The sequence below is a fragment of the Streptococcus parasanguinis genome (assembly GCF_015557775.1).
Lineage (GTDB): Bacteria > Bacillota > Bacilli > Lactobacillales > Streptococcaceae > Streptococcus > Streptococcus parasanguinis_AA.
In genome coordinates this window covers 96,818-111,073 of sequence record NZ_JADNOY010000001.1, presented here as the reverse complement: position 1 = coordinate 111,073, position 14,256 = coordinate 96,818, and the positions used below count along the sequence as shown (strand labels likewise).

At 45.8% G+C, this 14,256-nt stretch carries 13 protein-coding genes; 2 read left to right on the top strand and 11 right to left on the bottom strand.

Annotated features, from left to right (window positions below):
• Positions 1–66: 66 nt before the first annotated feature.
• The 3 genes from I2F76_RS00620 to I2F76_RS00610 all read right to left on the bottom strand — a co-directional run bounded on the left by I2F76_RS00620 (position 67) and on the right by I2F76_RS00610 (position 1,327).
• The gene (locus I2F76_RS00620; RefSeq protein ID WP_049491521.1) at positions 67–432 is read right to left on the bottom strand and encodes a TIGR02328 family protein; all 366 of its coding nucleotides are present in this window, start codon (positions 430–432) and stop codon (positions 67–69) included.
• Entirely contained in the window at positions 433–810 is a 378-nt protein-coding gene (locus tag I2F76_RS00615; protein WP_195487024.1) for a YbgA family protein, read from the bottom strand.
• 259 nt (positions 811–1,069) lie between these two features.
• A complete protein-coding gene (locus I2F76_RS00610; RefSeq protein WP_003006102.1) occupies positions 1,070–1,327 on the bottom strand; it encodes a SemiSWEET family transporter in 258 nt (85 codons plus the stop codon).
• Positions 1,328–1,615: 288 nt separating this feature from the next.
• On the opposite strand from I2F76_RS00610, the gene I2F76_RS00605 reads away from it, so the two are divergent.
• Positions 1,616–1,879: a SemiSWEET family transporter gene (locus I2F76_RS00605; RefSeq protein WP_003012241.1), complete on the top strand. Its 264-nt coding sequence runs from the start codon at positions 1,616–1,618 to the stop codon at positions 1,877–1,879.
• 367 nt (positions 1,880–2,246) lie between these two features.
• Here I2F76_RS00605 and I2F76_RS00600 read toward each other — a convergent pair whose 3' ends face one another.
• The 5 genes from I2F76_RS00600 to I2F76_RS00585 all read right to left on the bottom strand — a co-directional run bounded on the left by I2F76_RS00600 (position 2,247) and on the right by I2F76_RS00585 (position 6,895).
• The gene (locus tag I2F76_RS00600; protein WP_195487023.1) at positions 2,247–4,232 is read right to left on the bottom strand and encodes an FtsX-like permease family protein; all 1,986 of its coding nucleotides are present in this window, start codon (positions 4,230–4,232) and stop codon (positions 2,247–2,249) included.
• The gene (locus tag I2F76_RS00595) at positions 4,233–4,991 is read right to left on the bottom strand and encodes an ABC transporter ATP-binding protein (protein ID WP_049498440.1); all 759 of its coding nucleotides are present in this window, start codon (positions 4,989–4,991) and stop codon (positions 4,233–4,235) included.
• 15 nt (positions 4,992–5,006) lie between these two features.
• Positions 5,007–5,135 (bottom strand): hypothetical protein, encoded by a 129-nt coding sequence (locus tag I2F76_RS10645; RefSeq protein WP_023917509.1) that lies wholly within the window; start codon positions 5,133–5,135, stop codon positions 5,007–5,009.
• Between the two features lie 115 nt (positions 5,136–5,250).
• Positions 5,251–6,225: a sensor histidine kinase gene (locus I2F76_RS00590; protein ID WP_155171457.1), complete on the bottom strand. Its 975-nt coding sequence runs from the start codon at positions 6,223–6,225 to the stop codon at positions 5,251–5,253.
• Positions 6,218–6,895: a response regulator transcription factor gene (locus tag I2F76_RS00585; protein WP_003006080.1), complete on the bottom strand. Its 678-nt coding sequence runs from the start codon at positions 6,893–6,895 to the stop codon at positions 6,218–6,220. Before I2F76_RS00585 ends, I2F76_RS00590 begins: the two co-directional genes overlap by 8 nt.
• Positions 6,896–7,064: 169 nt before the next feature.
• Here I2F76_RS00585 and I2F76_RS00580 point away from each other — a divergent pair, with 169 nt between their 5' ends.
• On the top strand, positions 7,065–8,198 hold the full coding sequence (locus I2F76_RS00580; RefSeq protein ID WP_195487022.1) for a DUF2974 domain-containing protein: 1,134 nt from the start codon (positions 7,065–7,067) through the stop codon (positions 8,196–8,198).
• A 139-nt stretch (positions 8,199–8,337) separates the two neighbouring features.
• Here I2F76_RS00580 and I2F76_RS00575 read toward each other — a convergent pair whose 3' ends face one another.
• The 3 genes from I2F76_RS00575 to I2F76_RS00565 form a co-directional block, all read right to left on the bottom strand.
• Positions 8,338–11,610, bottom strand: a complete 3,273-nt coding sequence (locus tag I2F76_RS00575; protein ID WP_195487021.1) for a pneumococcal-type histidine triad protein — start codon at positions 11,608–11,610, stop codon at positions 8,338–8,340.
• Between the two features lie 7 nt (positions 11,611–11,617).
• On the bottom strand, positions 11,618–12,553 hold the full coding sequence (locus tag I2F76_RS00570; protein WP_195487020.1) for a metal ABC transporter solute-binding protein, Zn/Mn family: 936 nt from the start codon (positions 12,551–12,553) through the stop codon (positions 11,618–11,620).
• A gap of 344 nt (positions 12,554–12,897) precedes the next feature.
• Positions 12,898–14,160, bottom strand: coding sequence for a DUF6287 domain-containing protein (locus I2F76_RS00565; protein WP_195487019.1), 1,263 nt, complete (start codon positions 14,158–14,160; stop codon positions 12,898–12,900).
• Between the last annotated feature and the right edge of the window lie 96 nt (positions 14,161–14,256).

Here is a 14,256-nt window from a genome sequence, read left to right as displayed (position 1 = left end):
AACGCTTTCAAAGCATTTTGTTGGTTTTTCGGGCAAAAAAACGAACCAGGTCTGGTTCGTTCTTTCTTAGTCTAGTTGGATCCCTTTTTCTGCTAGGTTATCTAAGCATTCTTTCAGGTAACCCGCATGATGCTCGGGATAGATGGGGAGGCTCAAGGCTTCCTCTTCCAGTTCTGGGTAGGCTGGGCAGGTCTTTCCTCTGTAGGTCGACTCCCACCACTCTGGGCTGACCTTATAGCCACGAGCGGTCATCTCCTCCATGATCAGACGATGATAGGCATAGAGGCGATAGGGCGAGTAGTCAAAGACATAGTTGACCGTCGCGTGCTTCTTGCCCCAGCCATTACCTCGAAGGGCGCAGCATTCCCGGTGTTGACCCAGGAGCTGGGGACGAGGGAGTTTGGGAATCAAGTCTTGGTGCCAGAGTCTCATCTATTGACCTCCTAGTAGCGTTGAATCTTGTAAGTAGCGATTCGGGTAGCGCTCAAGGAGCGTCTGGATTCCCTTGATCAGATCTTCTTGCTGGGCTTGGCCATGCTGGTATTTCTCAAGTAGCAGCATAAAGTCCGCCTTTTCCTCTGCAGTCGCCTGCTTTTTGAAATAGCCCCAGATATGCTGAAAGGCATTGGAGACCTGGCCACGATTTTCTGGCAAGGCCAGCGCTTGCTGGATCAGGTCCTCGACGTGGCTGACCTCCACCTGGTCTTGCTTGAGGTATTCCCGGATTTCCTTGTAGATATTACTCGAACGACTGAGCACCAGGTATTTATTTTTCGCCCATAGGACTTGGCAGTAATGTTTTTGATCCACTCGTGTCTCCTTTTGATCTTCTCTATCAATAGTCCTCCCATTATACCATGGAAATGATTCATTCCATCAAAAAAAGGCTGGGACAAAAGTCCTGGCCTCTTAATTGTTTTTGAATTGTAGAGCAAGACGCAGTGGTTGAGCGGGCTCTACTACGCTGATTTCATCAGCTTTTATAGCCCTACTCAACTGTGCAGAGGTGGGACGACGAAATCGAATTCTAACGAATTACCGATTTCTGTCCTACTCTCTCTTTCATTGATTACAAGGCTGTGATGGCTGTGATCAAACCAAAGATGATCCCTGGTGCATTGGCTGCAGCAAGTGGAATATCGCGTTCTTTTTTGAAGAGTCCGTAGTAAACCCAAAGGCTACAGTTGATGGCTGCGACAAGGGGTTGAACAAAGTTCCCTTTGTGACCTGCGAGGTTATCCATGATTTGTGGGAAGTAAGACACATACATCATAACAGACATAAAGGTCGCAACCCAACCAAGAATTTTCATTTGTTTTTCATTCATTTTGAAACTACCATTTCCTTTTCTTTTTTTAAAGTATGCACTATTCTACCTTTTGTCCTTTACAAATTCAAGTCTTTTTTTCAAATGTTACCGAACTGTAAAGTGTCACAATCTTGTGATTTTGCAGGAAGATGGATTTCTTTTCGAGAGAGTCTTCTCTCTAGTTGCCATTTTTTTGACACATTGTCTAATTTTGTGCGAATGTAATCATTTTCATCTTGCATAGCATGCAAATTAATTGCATTTTCTTCCTACTTATGCTATTTTAATACACAGAGGTAAAATTTTATGAATAAACAAAAAATCAACCAAATCGTTGGCTCGATCGGTGCCTTTATTGGGATTATCGTTTTCATTGCCTACATCCCACAAATTATTGCTAATTTACAGGGAAATAAGGCCCAACCTTTCCAACCCTTGTCAGCTGCTATTTCTTGCTTGATCTGGGTCATTTATGGTTGGACAAAGGAACCTAAAAAAGACTGGATTTTGATCATTCCGAATTCGGCAGGTGTCATCCTAGGGGGATTGACTTTCCTTACATCACTTTAATAGAAAGTGAACAAAGACTGAACTCTACGGGTTCAGTCTTTTTTGTGTATCCCTTTGAAAAACAAAAACAATCGCAGTCGGTTTTCGTACAAAAAAGCCCGCTATGAGCAAGCTAAAAAAATTGACAATTCTTTTCTTTGAATAACCTTAGCTGGACTATTGTGCAAAAATATCCAAATAATATCTGATTATTATTAGAGTATATTGAAACTTTCCGCTGTGAGAAAAGTGCCTGAAATAATTATGTTTCAGGCACTCGGAATTATTGAGACCTTAGGCTCAATAATTAGTCATGGAACTTCTTCGAAGTTCGCTGACGTCCGTACTCACCTAAGGAAAGTTTCTAATTTAATTTGAGTTTCTTTTCCTAAATCTGCACAATCTTACGATAACTCCGAGAGGTGATCCAAAAGACAACCAGGTAAGTGACGAGAAAGACGGCACAGACACTGAGGGTCACGATGAGGACTTGGCCACTATTGATGACGCCAAGGACTTTGAGGATCAGGCGGATCATATGGTAGGCAAAGGCCAGGTGGACAAAGGCAAAGATAAGTGGGAGGAAGAAGACAGTCCGCACTTGACGGTTGATGGTCCGTTTGACCTCGTGTTCATCGAGCCCCACCTGTTGGAGAATGATGAAGCGGTCACGGTCTTCATAACCTTCTGAAATTTGCTTGTAGTAGATAACGATGACTGTTCCGACCATAAAGATCAACGACAAGAAAATACCAATAAAGAAGATGCCACCAAAGAGGCTATTCAACTCTGCCACATCATTGGCCCGGTTCCCCCCATAGACAAATGTTCCTTGGCCCTGTTGGCTACTCAATTCATCGATCATCTTGTCATAACTAGCTGCCAGCTTGAGTTGCTGGTCTTCGCCAACATTGACATTGAAGCCACCGTAGATATTGGTATTGATGGCAAGTTTTGGAAATTGAGCGATAAAGGCTGAGAGATCTGGCACGATTAGGTAATTGAAATCCTCCGTCAGCATGTTATACATGTTGGGCAAGTGATCCGTGATAAAATCCTTGGTCACTTCTTCCTTTACTTGGAAGTCTTGGCCATTGATAGTAAACTGCTTTTGGCCTTTGAGAGCCTCGTTATGAGCAAAGAGGATAACTTGGTTGCCAGTCAGATCGGCCTCTTCTCCTGTCATCTGCTCATAGCTAGCTGCATCAAAGACCATAAAGACGGTTTTAGGAGTGACGCTGCGTTCGTCAGCTGGATAGACCGTAAAGTCTGTGCCCTTTTGGGATTTGATTCCAAAGTTGGCATAGGTCATCAGGTCACGATTCTTGATCTCAAGCTGGTGCTCAGAAGCAAATTCATCAAATTTCTGATTGATTTGCTCCAGCTCGACCCCTTTTCCTTGGACAGAGAAATCATGAGGAGCCATGATCTTCTTGAACATTTCGCCACCGACATAGATGTTGGTGGCAGCAGAGATCGTCACCAGCACCATGGTCGAGAGGATGGCAATGGTCGCAAGGCCCACCGCATTTTTCTTCATGCGATAGATAAGGTTAGAGACCGAGATCATGTTGTTGGGTTGGTAATAATAGTTCTTCTTTTTCTTAAGAAGATGCAAGAAGACGGTGATCCCAGCATTAAAGAGTAAGTAGGTCCCGATCATAACCAAGACAACGGCTAGAAAGAAGATCAAAATTGCAGACATAGGGTCTTTGACTGACAAAGCCAGGTAGTAGCCAAAACCGAGAGAGGCTAAGCCAATGATGGTTTGGGGCCACAAGAAGCGGGCTTTCTTTTCACCACTAGCCTTCTCACGCGTCAATTGCAGGGCATTCAAACGGAGAATGCGCCAAGCATTGAGAAAAACTAAGAGGCCAAAGATGAGACCAAAGGTGACAAAGACTGCAATCACAATTCCAGGTTGGAAGGTAGATACCAGCTGGACCTTCATTTTCATGAGTTTCAAGAGAAAGGCAAAGATCAGCTTATCAAAGAGGGCTCCGATCAAGACACCGCTTGAGATAGTCACAAAACCAAAAATAAAGAGTTCTTTGAAAATCATGCTGATGAGATGGCGCTTTTCAAGACCTAACATGCTGTAGATTCCCAGCTCCTTGGAGCGGTTTTTCATGACAAAGCTATTGGCATAGAGCACGATGATGGCTCCAGCAGCATTGACCACAAACAGTCCCAAGCCTAGGGTGAAGAGCATGGGAGATCCTCCTCGAAGCTCCTTAATGTGGGGATTAAAGGTCAGGGAGTCAAAGAGGTAGGCGATGGTCACTGCGAGAATGACCGCAATCGCAAAGGGATAATAGAGCTTGCGATTCTTGATGAGATTGGAGCAAGCTAATTTAGTGGTTAATCGAAACATCTACTCCACCTCACTTGCCATGACTGTCAGAGTATCTGAGATTTCTTGGAACATCTGACGTTCTGTTTTTTCCCCGCGGAAGATCTGGTTGTAAAGAATTCCATCCTTGATAAAGAGCACGCGCTTTGCCCGAGCTGCCGCTGCGGTTGAGTGGGTCACCATGAGGATGGTTTGTCCCATTGTATTAATATCTTCAAAGACATCGAGCAAAGCAGCCGAAGATTTGGAATCCAGCGCCCCTGTTGGCTCGTCTGCCAGGAGGATTTCCGGAGATGTGATGATAGCCCGTGCTACAGCCACCCGTTGTTTTTGCCCACCAGAGATTTCGTAAGGGTATTTCTCTAGAAGTTGGTGAATGCCCAACTCCCGACTGACGCTCTCGACCTTGTTCATCATTTCCTTGACCGGTCTGCGAGAAAGCACCAGAGGGAGAAGGATATTGTCCTTGACAGACAAGGTATCCAGCAGGTTAAAGTCTTGAAAGACAAATCCTAGTTTTTCCCGACGAAAGCTAGATGCATCCTTGTTCTTGATGGTTGAGGTATCGGTACCGTTGAGGTAGACCCGTCCTTCCGTCGGCTGGTCCAGCATGGCTAGGATATTGAGGAGGGTCGATTTCCCGGATCCTGATTCCCCCATGATGGCTACGTACTCGCCTTTCTCCACGGTAAAATGAATATCCTTTAAGGCTTCAACCTGCGTTCCTTGAAAGCGGGTTTTGTAGATCTTTTTGATATGTTGAACATCTAGTAATGACATGATTTTCTCCTTTTACTAGTAGATCAAGAAAAATTCTTGAGTTTGGTGTAATACTTGGCGACCAAATTCTACCTTTTCCAGATCGGTTTGGTTACTTGGTTTCTCAGTCTTTTTGAGTTGTTTCATCCATTTCAAGAGTTTCATTTTCTTGACCTCCTTCATTTGATGAGACTATTGTATAAAAAATAAAAGGCGGCTACCATAACCTAACCTTTCATTTTGACCTTTATTTCTTACATTTTTGTAAGATGGGGAAATCTTAATCCATGACCAACTTCTTCTCTTCAAAGTGAATGGCAACCGTCGTGCCTTGGCCGACCTCTGAGTGGAGGGTGATCCTGTGGCCCAATTGCTCTGCGATTTTCTTAGATAGATAGAGCCCCAGCCCTGAAGATTGCTGGGTCAGGTGGCCATTGTAGCCGGAGAAGCCCCGCTCAAAGACGCGGAGCACATCACTATTTTTGATCCCAATCCCGCTATCTTTTATATAGAGAGTCTGGTCTTTAAAATAGATTTCAATTCCACCGGTACTGGTGTACTTGAGGCTATTGGACAAGAGCTGCTCGATAATGACCAGGAGCCACTTACGATCGGTGATGACCTCCTCTTCCAAATCATGCAGATCCACGGTCAAGTTCTTTTGGATAAAAAAGAGGGCGTACTTGCGGACTACTTCTTTGACCAAATCTTCTACCAACACGCGCTTTAAGACCAGATCATCATGAAAACTCTCCAGTCGCAAGTACTGCAAAACCAGATTGGCATAGGAGTCAATCTTGAAAAGCTCCTGCTCCATCTGCTGCTTGACAATGGGTGTCTCGACATCTTGCACCAAGAGCTGGCTGGCCGCAATGGGCGTCTTAATCTGGTGAACCCAGAGGGTATAGTAGTCCATCAGGTCATTGAACTTGGCCTGAGCTGTCTTCCCTTCCTCCAAGCGCGCCTGCTGTTCTTCCGTGTATTTTTCATAAAGGAGATGTTCCAAAGGCGAAGCAACTTCTATTTCCTCATACAGGGCTACTTTGCGATAGTCTTGAAAGGTTATGACGAAATCCCAGACCAAGACACAGAGGCTAAAAAAGCCTAGTACTAGAGTCGCATAGAGGAACACATTCCCCGTCTCTGGAAAGAGATAGGCAAAGACCAAATCGACGATCAAAAAGATAAGCACTAGATAGAGCAAGCGCCTGCGGGATACCACATACTGCCAGAAGATCGTTCCAAATTTATTCATGGGTCAACCCGTAACCGATGCCTTTCTTGGTTTCGATGAAGTTTGACAAGCCAGCCTCCTCTAGTTTCTTGCGAAGGCGGGCCACATTGACAGACAAGGTATTGTCATCAATAAAGAAGTCGCTATTCCAGAGTTCTTTCATCATGTCATCGCGCGCCACGATACTGCCTGCATGCTCAAACAGGACGCGCAGGATCTGAAATTCATTCTTGGTCAGCTTGATGACTTCCCCTTCATACACCAAGTCCGTGGACTTGAGATTGAGGATGGCTCCCCGGTGCTCTAGCAGATTTTGATCTGTCCCAAATTCGTAAGAGCGACGCAAGAGTCCTTGGACCTTGGCAAGGAGGACATTTTGGTCAAAGGGCTTGGTGACAAAGTCATCTCCACCCATATTGATGGCCATGACAATATCCATGGCTTGATCCCGTGAAGAAAGAAACATGATCGGAACCTTTGAAACCTTACGAATCTCCTGGCACCAGTGGTAACCATTGTAGAGAGGCAGGCCAATATCCATGAGGATCAAGTGGGGGTCACTTTCGACAAAGATCCCGAGGACATCCATAAAATCCTCGACTGCGACCACTTCATAGCCCCATTGTTCCAATAATTGTTTGACCTGTTGGCGGATAATTTCATCGTCTTCCACTAAGAGAATTTTATGCATGGCTTTCTTTCCTTCTTTTTTTCTTCTTCCTATTATAACAGATTAAACAGCAGAGAAAAAGGCTGTTTCAGAGGGAAAGAAGAGCTAAGGCCTACTTTCTTGATGGGAGGCGCTTTTTCTCCATCCATTTTTGTGCTATACTGAGAGAAATAAGACACGGGAGGCACAGATGTCGACGATTTTTGATTACCTAAAAGAAGTGACTTACGATTCCATATATGACCGCCCCTTCAAGGAGCTGGATGTCCTCGCATTGACAGAGCTGACCTATCTGCCCTTTGGACACATTGTGCCTCAAGGAGATACAACAGGGATTCCAGTGCGCCTGTCTGATGCAGCAGAGCTAGTCGATCGAACCACCGATTTCATCGTGACAGACCAACACCTGCAATTAGTCGATGACTTAGCTAGTTCAAAGCGTTTTAAAAACATCAAACTCCTCAACTATGTCAACGAATATGACCCCGATGTTCAGAAGCAGTTTGCGGCTATGACCTATCGTCTTACCATGGATGTTTATTTAGTCGTCTTCAGAGGGACGGATGACACCTTGATCGGCTGGAAGGAAGACTTCCACATGACCTATATGGACCATGTCCCAGCTCAGAGGCGCGCAGCCAGCTACCTGCAAAACGTCATGAAGGAATTTCCTAAAGGGCGCTTCTTAGTAGCCGGTCACTCCAAAGGGGGCAATCTCGCAACCTATGCCTGCTCTTACCTTCCAAATCGTCTGTTTGAACGGGTCGATGCCATCTACAGCTACGATGCTCCTGGCCTCAACAGAGCCATTATCGAGACCGAAGGCTACCAGCGGACATCCCCAAACATTCGTCGCTTTGTCCCCCAAGGATCCATCGTCGGCATGATGCTAGAAGTCCCTGAGCCTGCTACGATTGTCAAAAGCCGAGCTTTTGGTGGCTTTGTCCAGCATGACGCTTTTACTTGGATGATTGAGAAAGATAAATTTGTGACCCTAGATCAAACCAGTCCCGATAGCCAGCAGACCGTCGAGACCTTGAAGCAGTGGGTTCGCGAAACATCGGCGGATGAGCGCAAGAAGTTCTTTGATACCTTCTTCGGCCTCTTCTTAGATGCAGGCATTACTTCAATCAATGATTTGAGGAACTTGAAAAATTTCTCCAAGATCAAAGAGATCTTTCAAAATGCTCAAGACCTAGATCCTACAGAAAGGGAAATGCTGGAACGTCTAGCCAAGCAACTCCTCGATACCCGTGTCCAAGCTTGGAAAAAATGGCAGACGGTTCCCCGCATTCTGGTTCAAATGGCAGCATTTTTTAAGTGAAAAAAAGCAGTCGAGTCCTCCTCACCTCTGCTCCTTGAGCACAAAGATTGAGACTCAACAACTGAAAAAAGAGACCACCTCTTCTATTCACTAGAACGCAAAAATCATCTGAAATGTCTTTCAGATGATTTTCTATTTTCTATTGGTCCTGAGAAGATGGAGCATCTGGCGTGCCTTCTTCTATGGAAGCTGGGCTTGCAAGCTCTGTTTCTGTCTCAGTTGTGGCAAGTTTGTTCCCTGCTGAAGCTGCTGCTTCTTTTTCTACCGGAGTTTCTGTAGCTACAGGCGTTTCGACCATGCTAGCTGGTTTCCCCGCTTCGCTTGCAGATGGCACTGCTGCTAACTCTGCCTGAAAGGCTTGGATAGCCTGTAGTAAGGCTGACTTGTCACTCTTTGGATTAGCCAATTGGTCAAAGAGAGCTTCTAAGCGGTCAAATACAGCATCACTAGCCCCCTTGTCCTGCAATTGTTGGTGCAGGGCCATCAATTGGTTATAGAGCTGTTGATAAAGGGCGACATCCCCAATCTGAGGCTCTTCTGTTTGCTTTTGTTTTTGCTTTTCAATGGTGTCACTGATTTCGCGTAACAGAGCTTGTCCACTTGCAATAGCCTTGTCTGGATCCGTCTCATTTCCAAGTTGAGCCAAACTTGCTTCAAAGGCAGTTCGTTTGGCCTGGTCTTCGACTTGTGGCAAGAGCGACTGGATTTGCTCTGAGAGGGCTGTCAGGATGTTGGTTCGTTGACGGGATTCTGTCGCCTTGTCCAACTCTCCATATAAGCCCTTGAGGAAATCATAGACTGCTAAGTTATAAGATGGGGCCTGACTTCCTTTTTGATCCAAAACTGTTTTTTCAATAGGATAGGTTTGGCCTTTCTCTTGAGAGAAGAGCTGGTCAATTGCCTGCTTGGTTTGGTAGAGTTCCATAAAGTGAGCCTTAGCATCCCAGGCTTCTTCAAATGCTTGGGCTCGATAGAGTTTCAAAGCTAGATCTGCCGCCTTGGTGCGCAGTTCTGGTGTCAAGCGCGCATCGCTCAAGCTTTGATAGAAGTACTTGAGATAGTCGACCGAGGTCACACCCGTCCGATCTTGCATCTCCTGAACAGCTTCTAATAGCTTCCCTTCCTGCTCTAAACGCTTGCTGTCCTTGGCAGCATAGGCTTCCTGCAGTTGTGAGACCAACTCTTCCTTCTTCAATTGGAAGGCTTCTGTGTCTAGCAAGCGCACTTGTTCCAGCAATTCCTGGTAACGACGATCGAGGGCTGTCTCTTCTTTTGGTTTGATCGCTTGCGTCGCATGAATGTACTGCTCATCAACCTGTTTGAGACTGGCTAGATAGCCCTCTGTTGAGTTACTTGGGAAACTCTTGACATTTTCCAAGAAGTGGCCCAAGATGAGCTCAATCCGTCTTTGTTGCAATGGATCAGAAGCATAGAGACTGCGGCTTTCTGCTAAGAGCTGGTTGACCCTATCCTCTACGACTTTCTTGTCCAAGTCTCCTTTTTTATATGGCGATTGGATGGTTGGAAGACGGTGGGCTAAGTAGTCTGCTAGTCCTGCTGAACGTACCTTGATGTAGTGGTTGTGATCGCCATGCGGGATGACAAACTGGCCATTTTCAATCTGGAGACTATAAGGTGAAATCCCTGAACGAAGCGCTGTTGCATAGAGTTCATTGATAAAATCTAGTTCAGGATTGCCAGTTTCAAGTGGGATACGGACATGTTCCTTACGAACGGCATAAGGGTGGATGTGGGTCGGATCGTATTCTTGGTCTGGATTGTTAAAGACAAAGAAACCATTGGAAATCTTAATGGCCTCACGAGGGACGCCGTAGGTCTTGCTGATGTATTGGATCTTTTCCTCATCTGAGGCATCGCGAGAATAGCTGGCAACATCATCTGTCAGTGGCTGTCCCTTGTCCTCTTCTTTCTTACCTGCCAGAGTTGCCTCTGCTGCTGCAATCTCTTGAGGAGAGAGGTCCTTTTTATAGAAATAATGAGCGTGGTTGCCATGAGCGACCATGTAACCGTCCTCGTCCTTACTGATGACCATGTCTGCATGGAAACCATGATCGTGCTCCTCTTCGTGCTCGTGATCATGACTGTCCCCATGTTCATGCTCGTGACTATCCCCATGTTCATGCTCGTGCTCATGGTCAATTGGTTTTGTACTTGGACTTGAAGGCCGGTTTGGACTTATTTCAGCAGGTGTAGTAGCACCTTGGGCCCGAAGCAGTTGGAATTGCCGTGCCAGCTCACGTTCTAAAGGAGATAGGGAGCTGTATGGGATAAAGTGGAAATGATCCCCGTGAGGGTAGACAATTCCTTGATCGGTCCACTTGGTGATCTTACTTGGATCAAAGACAGAACCATCAGACTCCACATGACGAGAAGACAGAGGTGTTTTTTGCAATTCTTCCATCAGATTGCTCAGGTTTGGACTCGGTTTCGATGTAGACGGTTTAGAAGTCGTTGGTGTCACATGGGAATTGGTTGGACTTGGTGACACCTGGTTGCTAGCTTGTTTTCCTAAGCTTGGAGAGGCTTGATCTGGAGTCCCTTGATTCTTACCTGCTTCTACACTTGGGCTAGCTAAGTACGAGCTTCCAGCCTGGTGGCCACTTTGACCGCCTAGGACAGAGAGGGCTGCTGCTAACTCGCCAGCAGATAAGGCACTCTTTGGAATATAATGGTAATGTCCACCATGGGGCACAATGAAGCCATCCCCTGTATCTGAAATGACATCTCCAGGGCTAAAGACATAACCATCGTCCGTACGATAGCCTCCTCCTGAATGATTTTTAGCAGTCAGCGTTTCAAGGGTCTTCCCCTCTTTTAGCGCTTGACTAGGTTGACGGAAGTCACGGGTTTTGCCTGCCTTGTGCGAGGAGCTCGCCTGTACCGATCCCGTTTCCCCTTCTTCTTTAGCGCCTCCTTTTTGTTGTTGAGCGATCTCTTCGATCGAGCGCACATTGACAGTATGCTGCGCATCCTTTAAGTAGAGATAGTATTTCCCAGCGCGTTTAATGATATAGCCATCCTTGACCTTGCTGACAATATCAGCTTCTTGGAGCTGATAAGTTGGATCTCGCAAAATCAACTCCTCACTAAAGATGGCATCAAATGGGACCTTACCACTATAGTAATGAAAATGATCCCCATGAGACGTGACAAAGCCTTCATCCGTAATTTTGATGACAATCTGCTCCGCCTGAGTCTTTTCCTTGGCATTGACTGCTTCGATGCTGTCTTCCTTTTTGCTGGAGGCAGTCGATGACGCTTTCTTTTCTGCCTGTAGATACTGAATCTGATTCTTTTTCTCTTCCTTAGCTTGTGGTTGCTGACTGAGCGCATAGGCACATAGCCCTATTCCCAAAGTTGCTACCAATCCAATCGTTCCCTTTTTCTTCATCCTTGATTTACTCCTCTAATTCCTTGGCTAAACTCGCCATATTTTCTTCTAAATTTGCTAATAGATCCTTATCGTTTTGCGGATCCGCTTCCAGTGGATCCAAGACCTTGACACGCGCCCCTGTTGCCTTGGCGATACTATCTGCCACCTTTGACGACGTGTGCTTCTCTACGAAGATCGTTTTCACCTGATAATCTTTGACAAACTGCTGGATCTCCGCCAATTGCCGGGCAGTCGGTTCTTGCTCTGGGGAAATCCCTGCAATCCCCAATTGCTTGAGACCAAAGCGTTTGGCCAGATAAGAAAAGGCCGTATGCTGGGTCACAAAGGTCTTTTGCTTGGCCTTGTCAAAGAGAGGCTGGTAGTGGGCTACCAGTTCCTCACAGTGCTTTTCAAGCTTTTGAGCATTGGCCTGATAGAGCTCCTTGTTCTTTGGATCGATCTCTCCCAAGCGCTGGGCGATAATCTTTCCTTCCTCTGCAATTTTCGCAGGGTCCAACCAGGTATGCGGGTCATACAGGTGCTTGGCTTCTTTTCCCTGACCAGCCTCGACATCCTCTAATCCAGCCACCTTATCAAGGGTCATTCCTTGGCTACCTTCAATCACTCGCAACTTGGACCCTTGAAGATTGGGATCTAAGCGACCGGCCCAAGATTCCAGGGTCTGAGAATGATAGACAAATACATCCGCATCATAGATCTGAGCCACTTCCTTGGTTGAGGGCTCGTAATCATGGATCCCTGCACCGGACTGAACCATCCAGATGTCATTTTGATCCCCAGAGATTTCCTTAACCAGAGCATAGATGGGATAAAAACTCGTGACAATTTTGAGACCTTTTTTAGAAGGGGGCTTGCCTGCATTTCCTTGACTAGCACAAGCTGCAAGCAGAAAGAAACCGAGGAACAAGAGTCCCAGCACCTTCATTTTTCTCCTTTTCATCCTTCACCTCTTTTTTATTTTTATTAACCAGTTTATTAATCAGTTAATTAACTAGTTAATAATACTGCTATTTGTTTGCTTTGTCAAGCCTTTTTTACATTTTTTTCCTTTTAATGCTAGGGACTAACCTTTTACTAGCCTCCACGACCTTTCCCTGCAGAAAAAAAGAGGCTGGGACAAAAGTCCTAGTCTCTCAATTGTCTTTGGATTGTCGAGCAAGACGCAGTGGTTGAGTGGGCTCTACTACGCTGATTTCATCAGCTTTTACAGCCCTACTCAACTGTGCGGAGGTGGGACGACGAAATCGAATTCTAACGAATGACCGATTTCTGTCCCACTCTCTTTTATTGACGGTAGAAATATTGATCAGCTGGGTAGTTTCCTGCAGATTGAGTCACCACCAGACGGGCCTTACTGGTGTCAGACTGATCTCCATCTGGATTTTGGAAGCCAATTTTCAGCAGTCCAATCGCCGCACCGGTCTCACCCATCTTCAGTTCAACATAAGGGATCTTGCTCTTCTTATCTGAGTCCGCAACGGCCTTGAGGCTGCCTTGGCCCTTGACTTTTCCGTCTGCTTGGATGACGATCTCAGCCCCCTTGCCATTGCGCCAAGTTCCAGCTAAGCTAGAGAAGTCTCCTCCGTTAATGGCCGCAATATCCAAGTCTTTCTCTTTTTTCGGTTGTGGGTAGGCTTTCCACCACTCTAGATGGTAATCACGGTAGGCCACGTCACCAAAGAGAATCCGACGTTCTTGGGAAGCTACTCCGTCAGGACCTGTCACACCCGCTGGGATCAAGTACAAGGTTTGCTCCTGCCCTTGGATCGCAGTCGCATTTGCCCCTGTGAAATAAACTTCATAATAGCCTTTTCGCTTCTTGGGCTCTTTTTCTTTATTGAACAAGTAACTTGCCCGAGTGCCTCCACTCCAGAAAGTCCAGCCAGTCTCCCCATTTACAATACTTGGAAAGGCATTGGTCTTGTTTTGGTAATATTCTTCTGGAGTATAGCCATAAAGTTTAAAACCGGAAGCTGCGATTTCCTTTTCATAAGTATCATTGGAATAAGCACCTTCAAACGGTGAGAGATTGCCATCAAGGACGACATCATTTGGATCTGTCGATTTGAAAAAATCCTCCCGATTGGCAAAGACCATCTCGTGGTCGGGATTTTTGTCAGACATGGTGACCGTAATCAAAGGCTTCTTATCCGTCTTGTATTTGAAGACACGAACCGTGACTGTAAAGTCTGTATTGCCATCGGACTTTTTCATCTTGCCTGTCGAAACTTTATTAGATCCTTCGACCTTCCAATCCGTGCTAAATTCAGCGGATACCTTGCCGTCAGCTGTTTGGTAATCGATCTTCCAGGCCTTGCCTTTTTTCTCGATTTTGGCTTCATCCCGTTCATTTGAGACATAGTCACCACTCAAGTCAATAGCTTTTTCCTTTGGCTTGGTGACCTTCTTGCTGGTCTGCTTAAATTCCTTTTGATGGTCTGGTTGGATGTTGGAACTAGAGTAGAGATAGACTCCTCCGATCAGAACAGCTGCTCCGACCAGCCCCAGAATCGGTACCAGGTATTTTTTCTTCCACTTAAGATTCATTTTACTACCTCCATGGAATAAGATCTTTACACTAGTATACCCTAAATCGAAAGTATAGTAAAATTCCCCTCTATGTAGTGGTTTTACCTCTCCACC

Bases quoted from the DNA above. Each gene is read 5' to 3' on its own strand.
- I2F76_RS10645 (WP_023917509.1), bottom strand. From the start codon at position 5,135: ATGAAACTCTTGAAATGGATGAAACAACTCAAAAAGACTGAGAAACCA.
- I2F76_RS00590 (WP_155171457.1), bottom strand. From the start codon at position 6,225: ATGAATAAATTTGGAACGATCTTCTGGCAGTATGTGGTATCCCGCAGG.
- I2F76_RS00565 (WP_195487019.1), bottom strand. From the start codon at position 14,160: ATGAATCTTAAGTGGAAGAAAAAATACCTGGTACCGATTCTGGGGCTG.
- I2F76_RS00585 (WP_003006080.1), bottom strand. From the start codon at position 6,895: ATGCATAAAATTCTCTTAGTGGAAGACGATGAAATTATCCGCCAACAG.
- I2F76_RS00620 (WP_049491521.1), bottom strand. From the start codon at position 432: ATGAGACTCTGGCACCAAGACTTGATTCCCAAACTCCCTCGTCCCCAG.
- I2F76_RS00610 (WP_003006102.1), bottom strand. From the start codon at position 1,327: ATGAATGAAAAACAAATGAAAATTCTTGGTTGGGTTGCGACCTTTATG.
- I2F76_RS00580 (WP_195487022.1), top strand. From the start codon at position 7,065: ATGTCGACGATTTTTGATTACCTAAAAGAAGTGACTTACGATTCCATA.
- I2F76_RS00605 (WP_003012241.1), top strand. From the start codon at position 1,616: ATGAATAAACAAAAAATCAACCAAATCGTTGGCTCGATCGGTGCCTTT.
- I2F76_RS00595 (WP_049498440.1), bottom strand. From the start codon at position 4,991: ATGTCATTACTAGATGTTCAACATATCAAAAAGATCTACAAAACCCGC.
- I2F76_RS00600 (WP_195487023.1), bottom strand. From the start codon at position 4,232: ATGTTTCGATTAACCACTAAATTAGCTTGCTCCAATCTCATCAAGAAT.
- I2F76_RS00570 (WP_195487020.1), bottom strand. From the start codon at position 12,553: ATGAAAAGGAGAAAAATGAAGGTGCTGGGACTCTTGTTCCTCGGTTTC.
- I2F76_RS00575 (WP_195487021.1), bottom strand. From the start codon at position 11,610: ATGAAGAAAAAGGGAACGATTGGATTGGTAGCAACTTTGGGAATAGGG.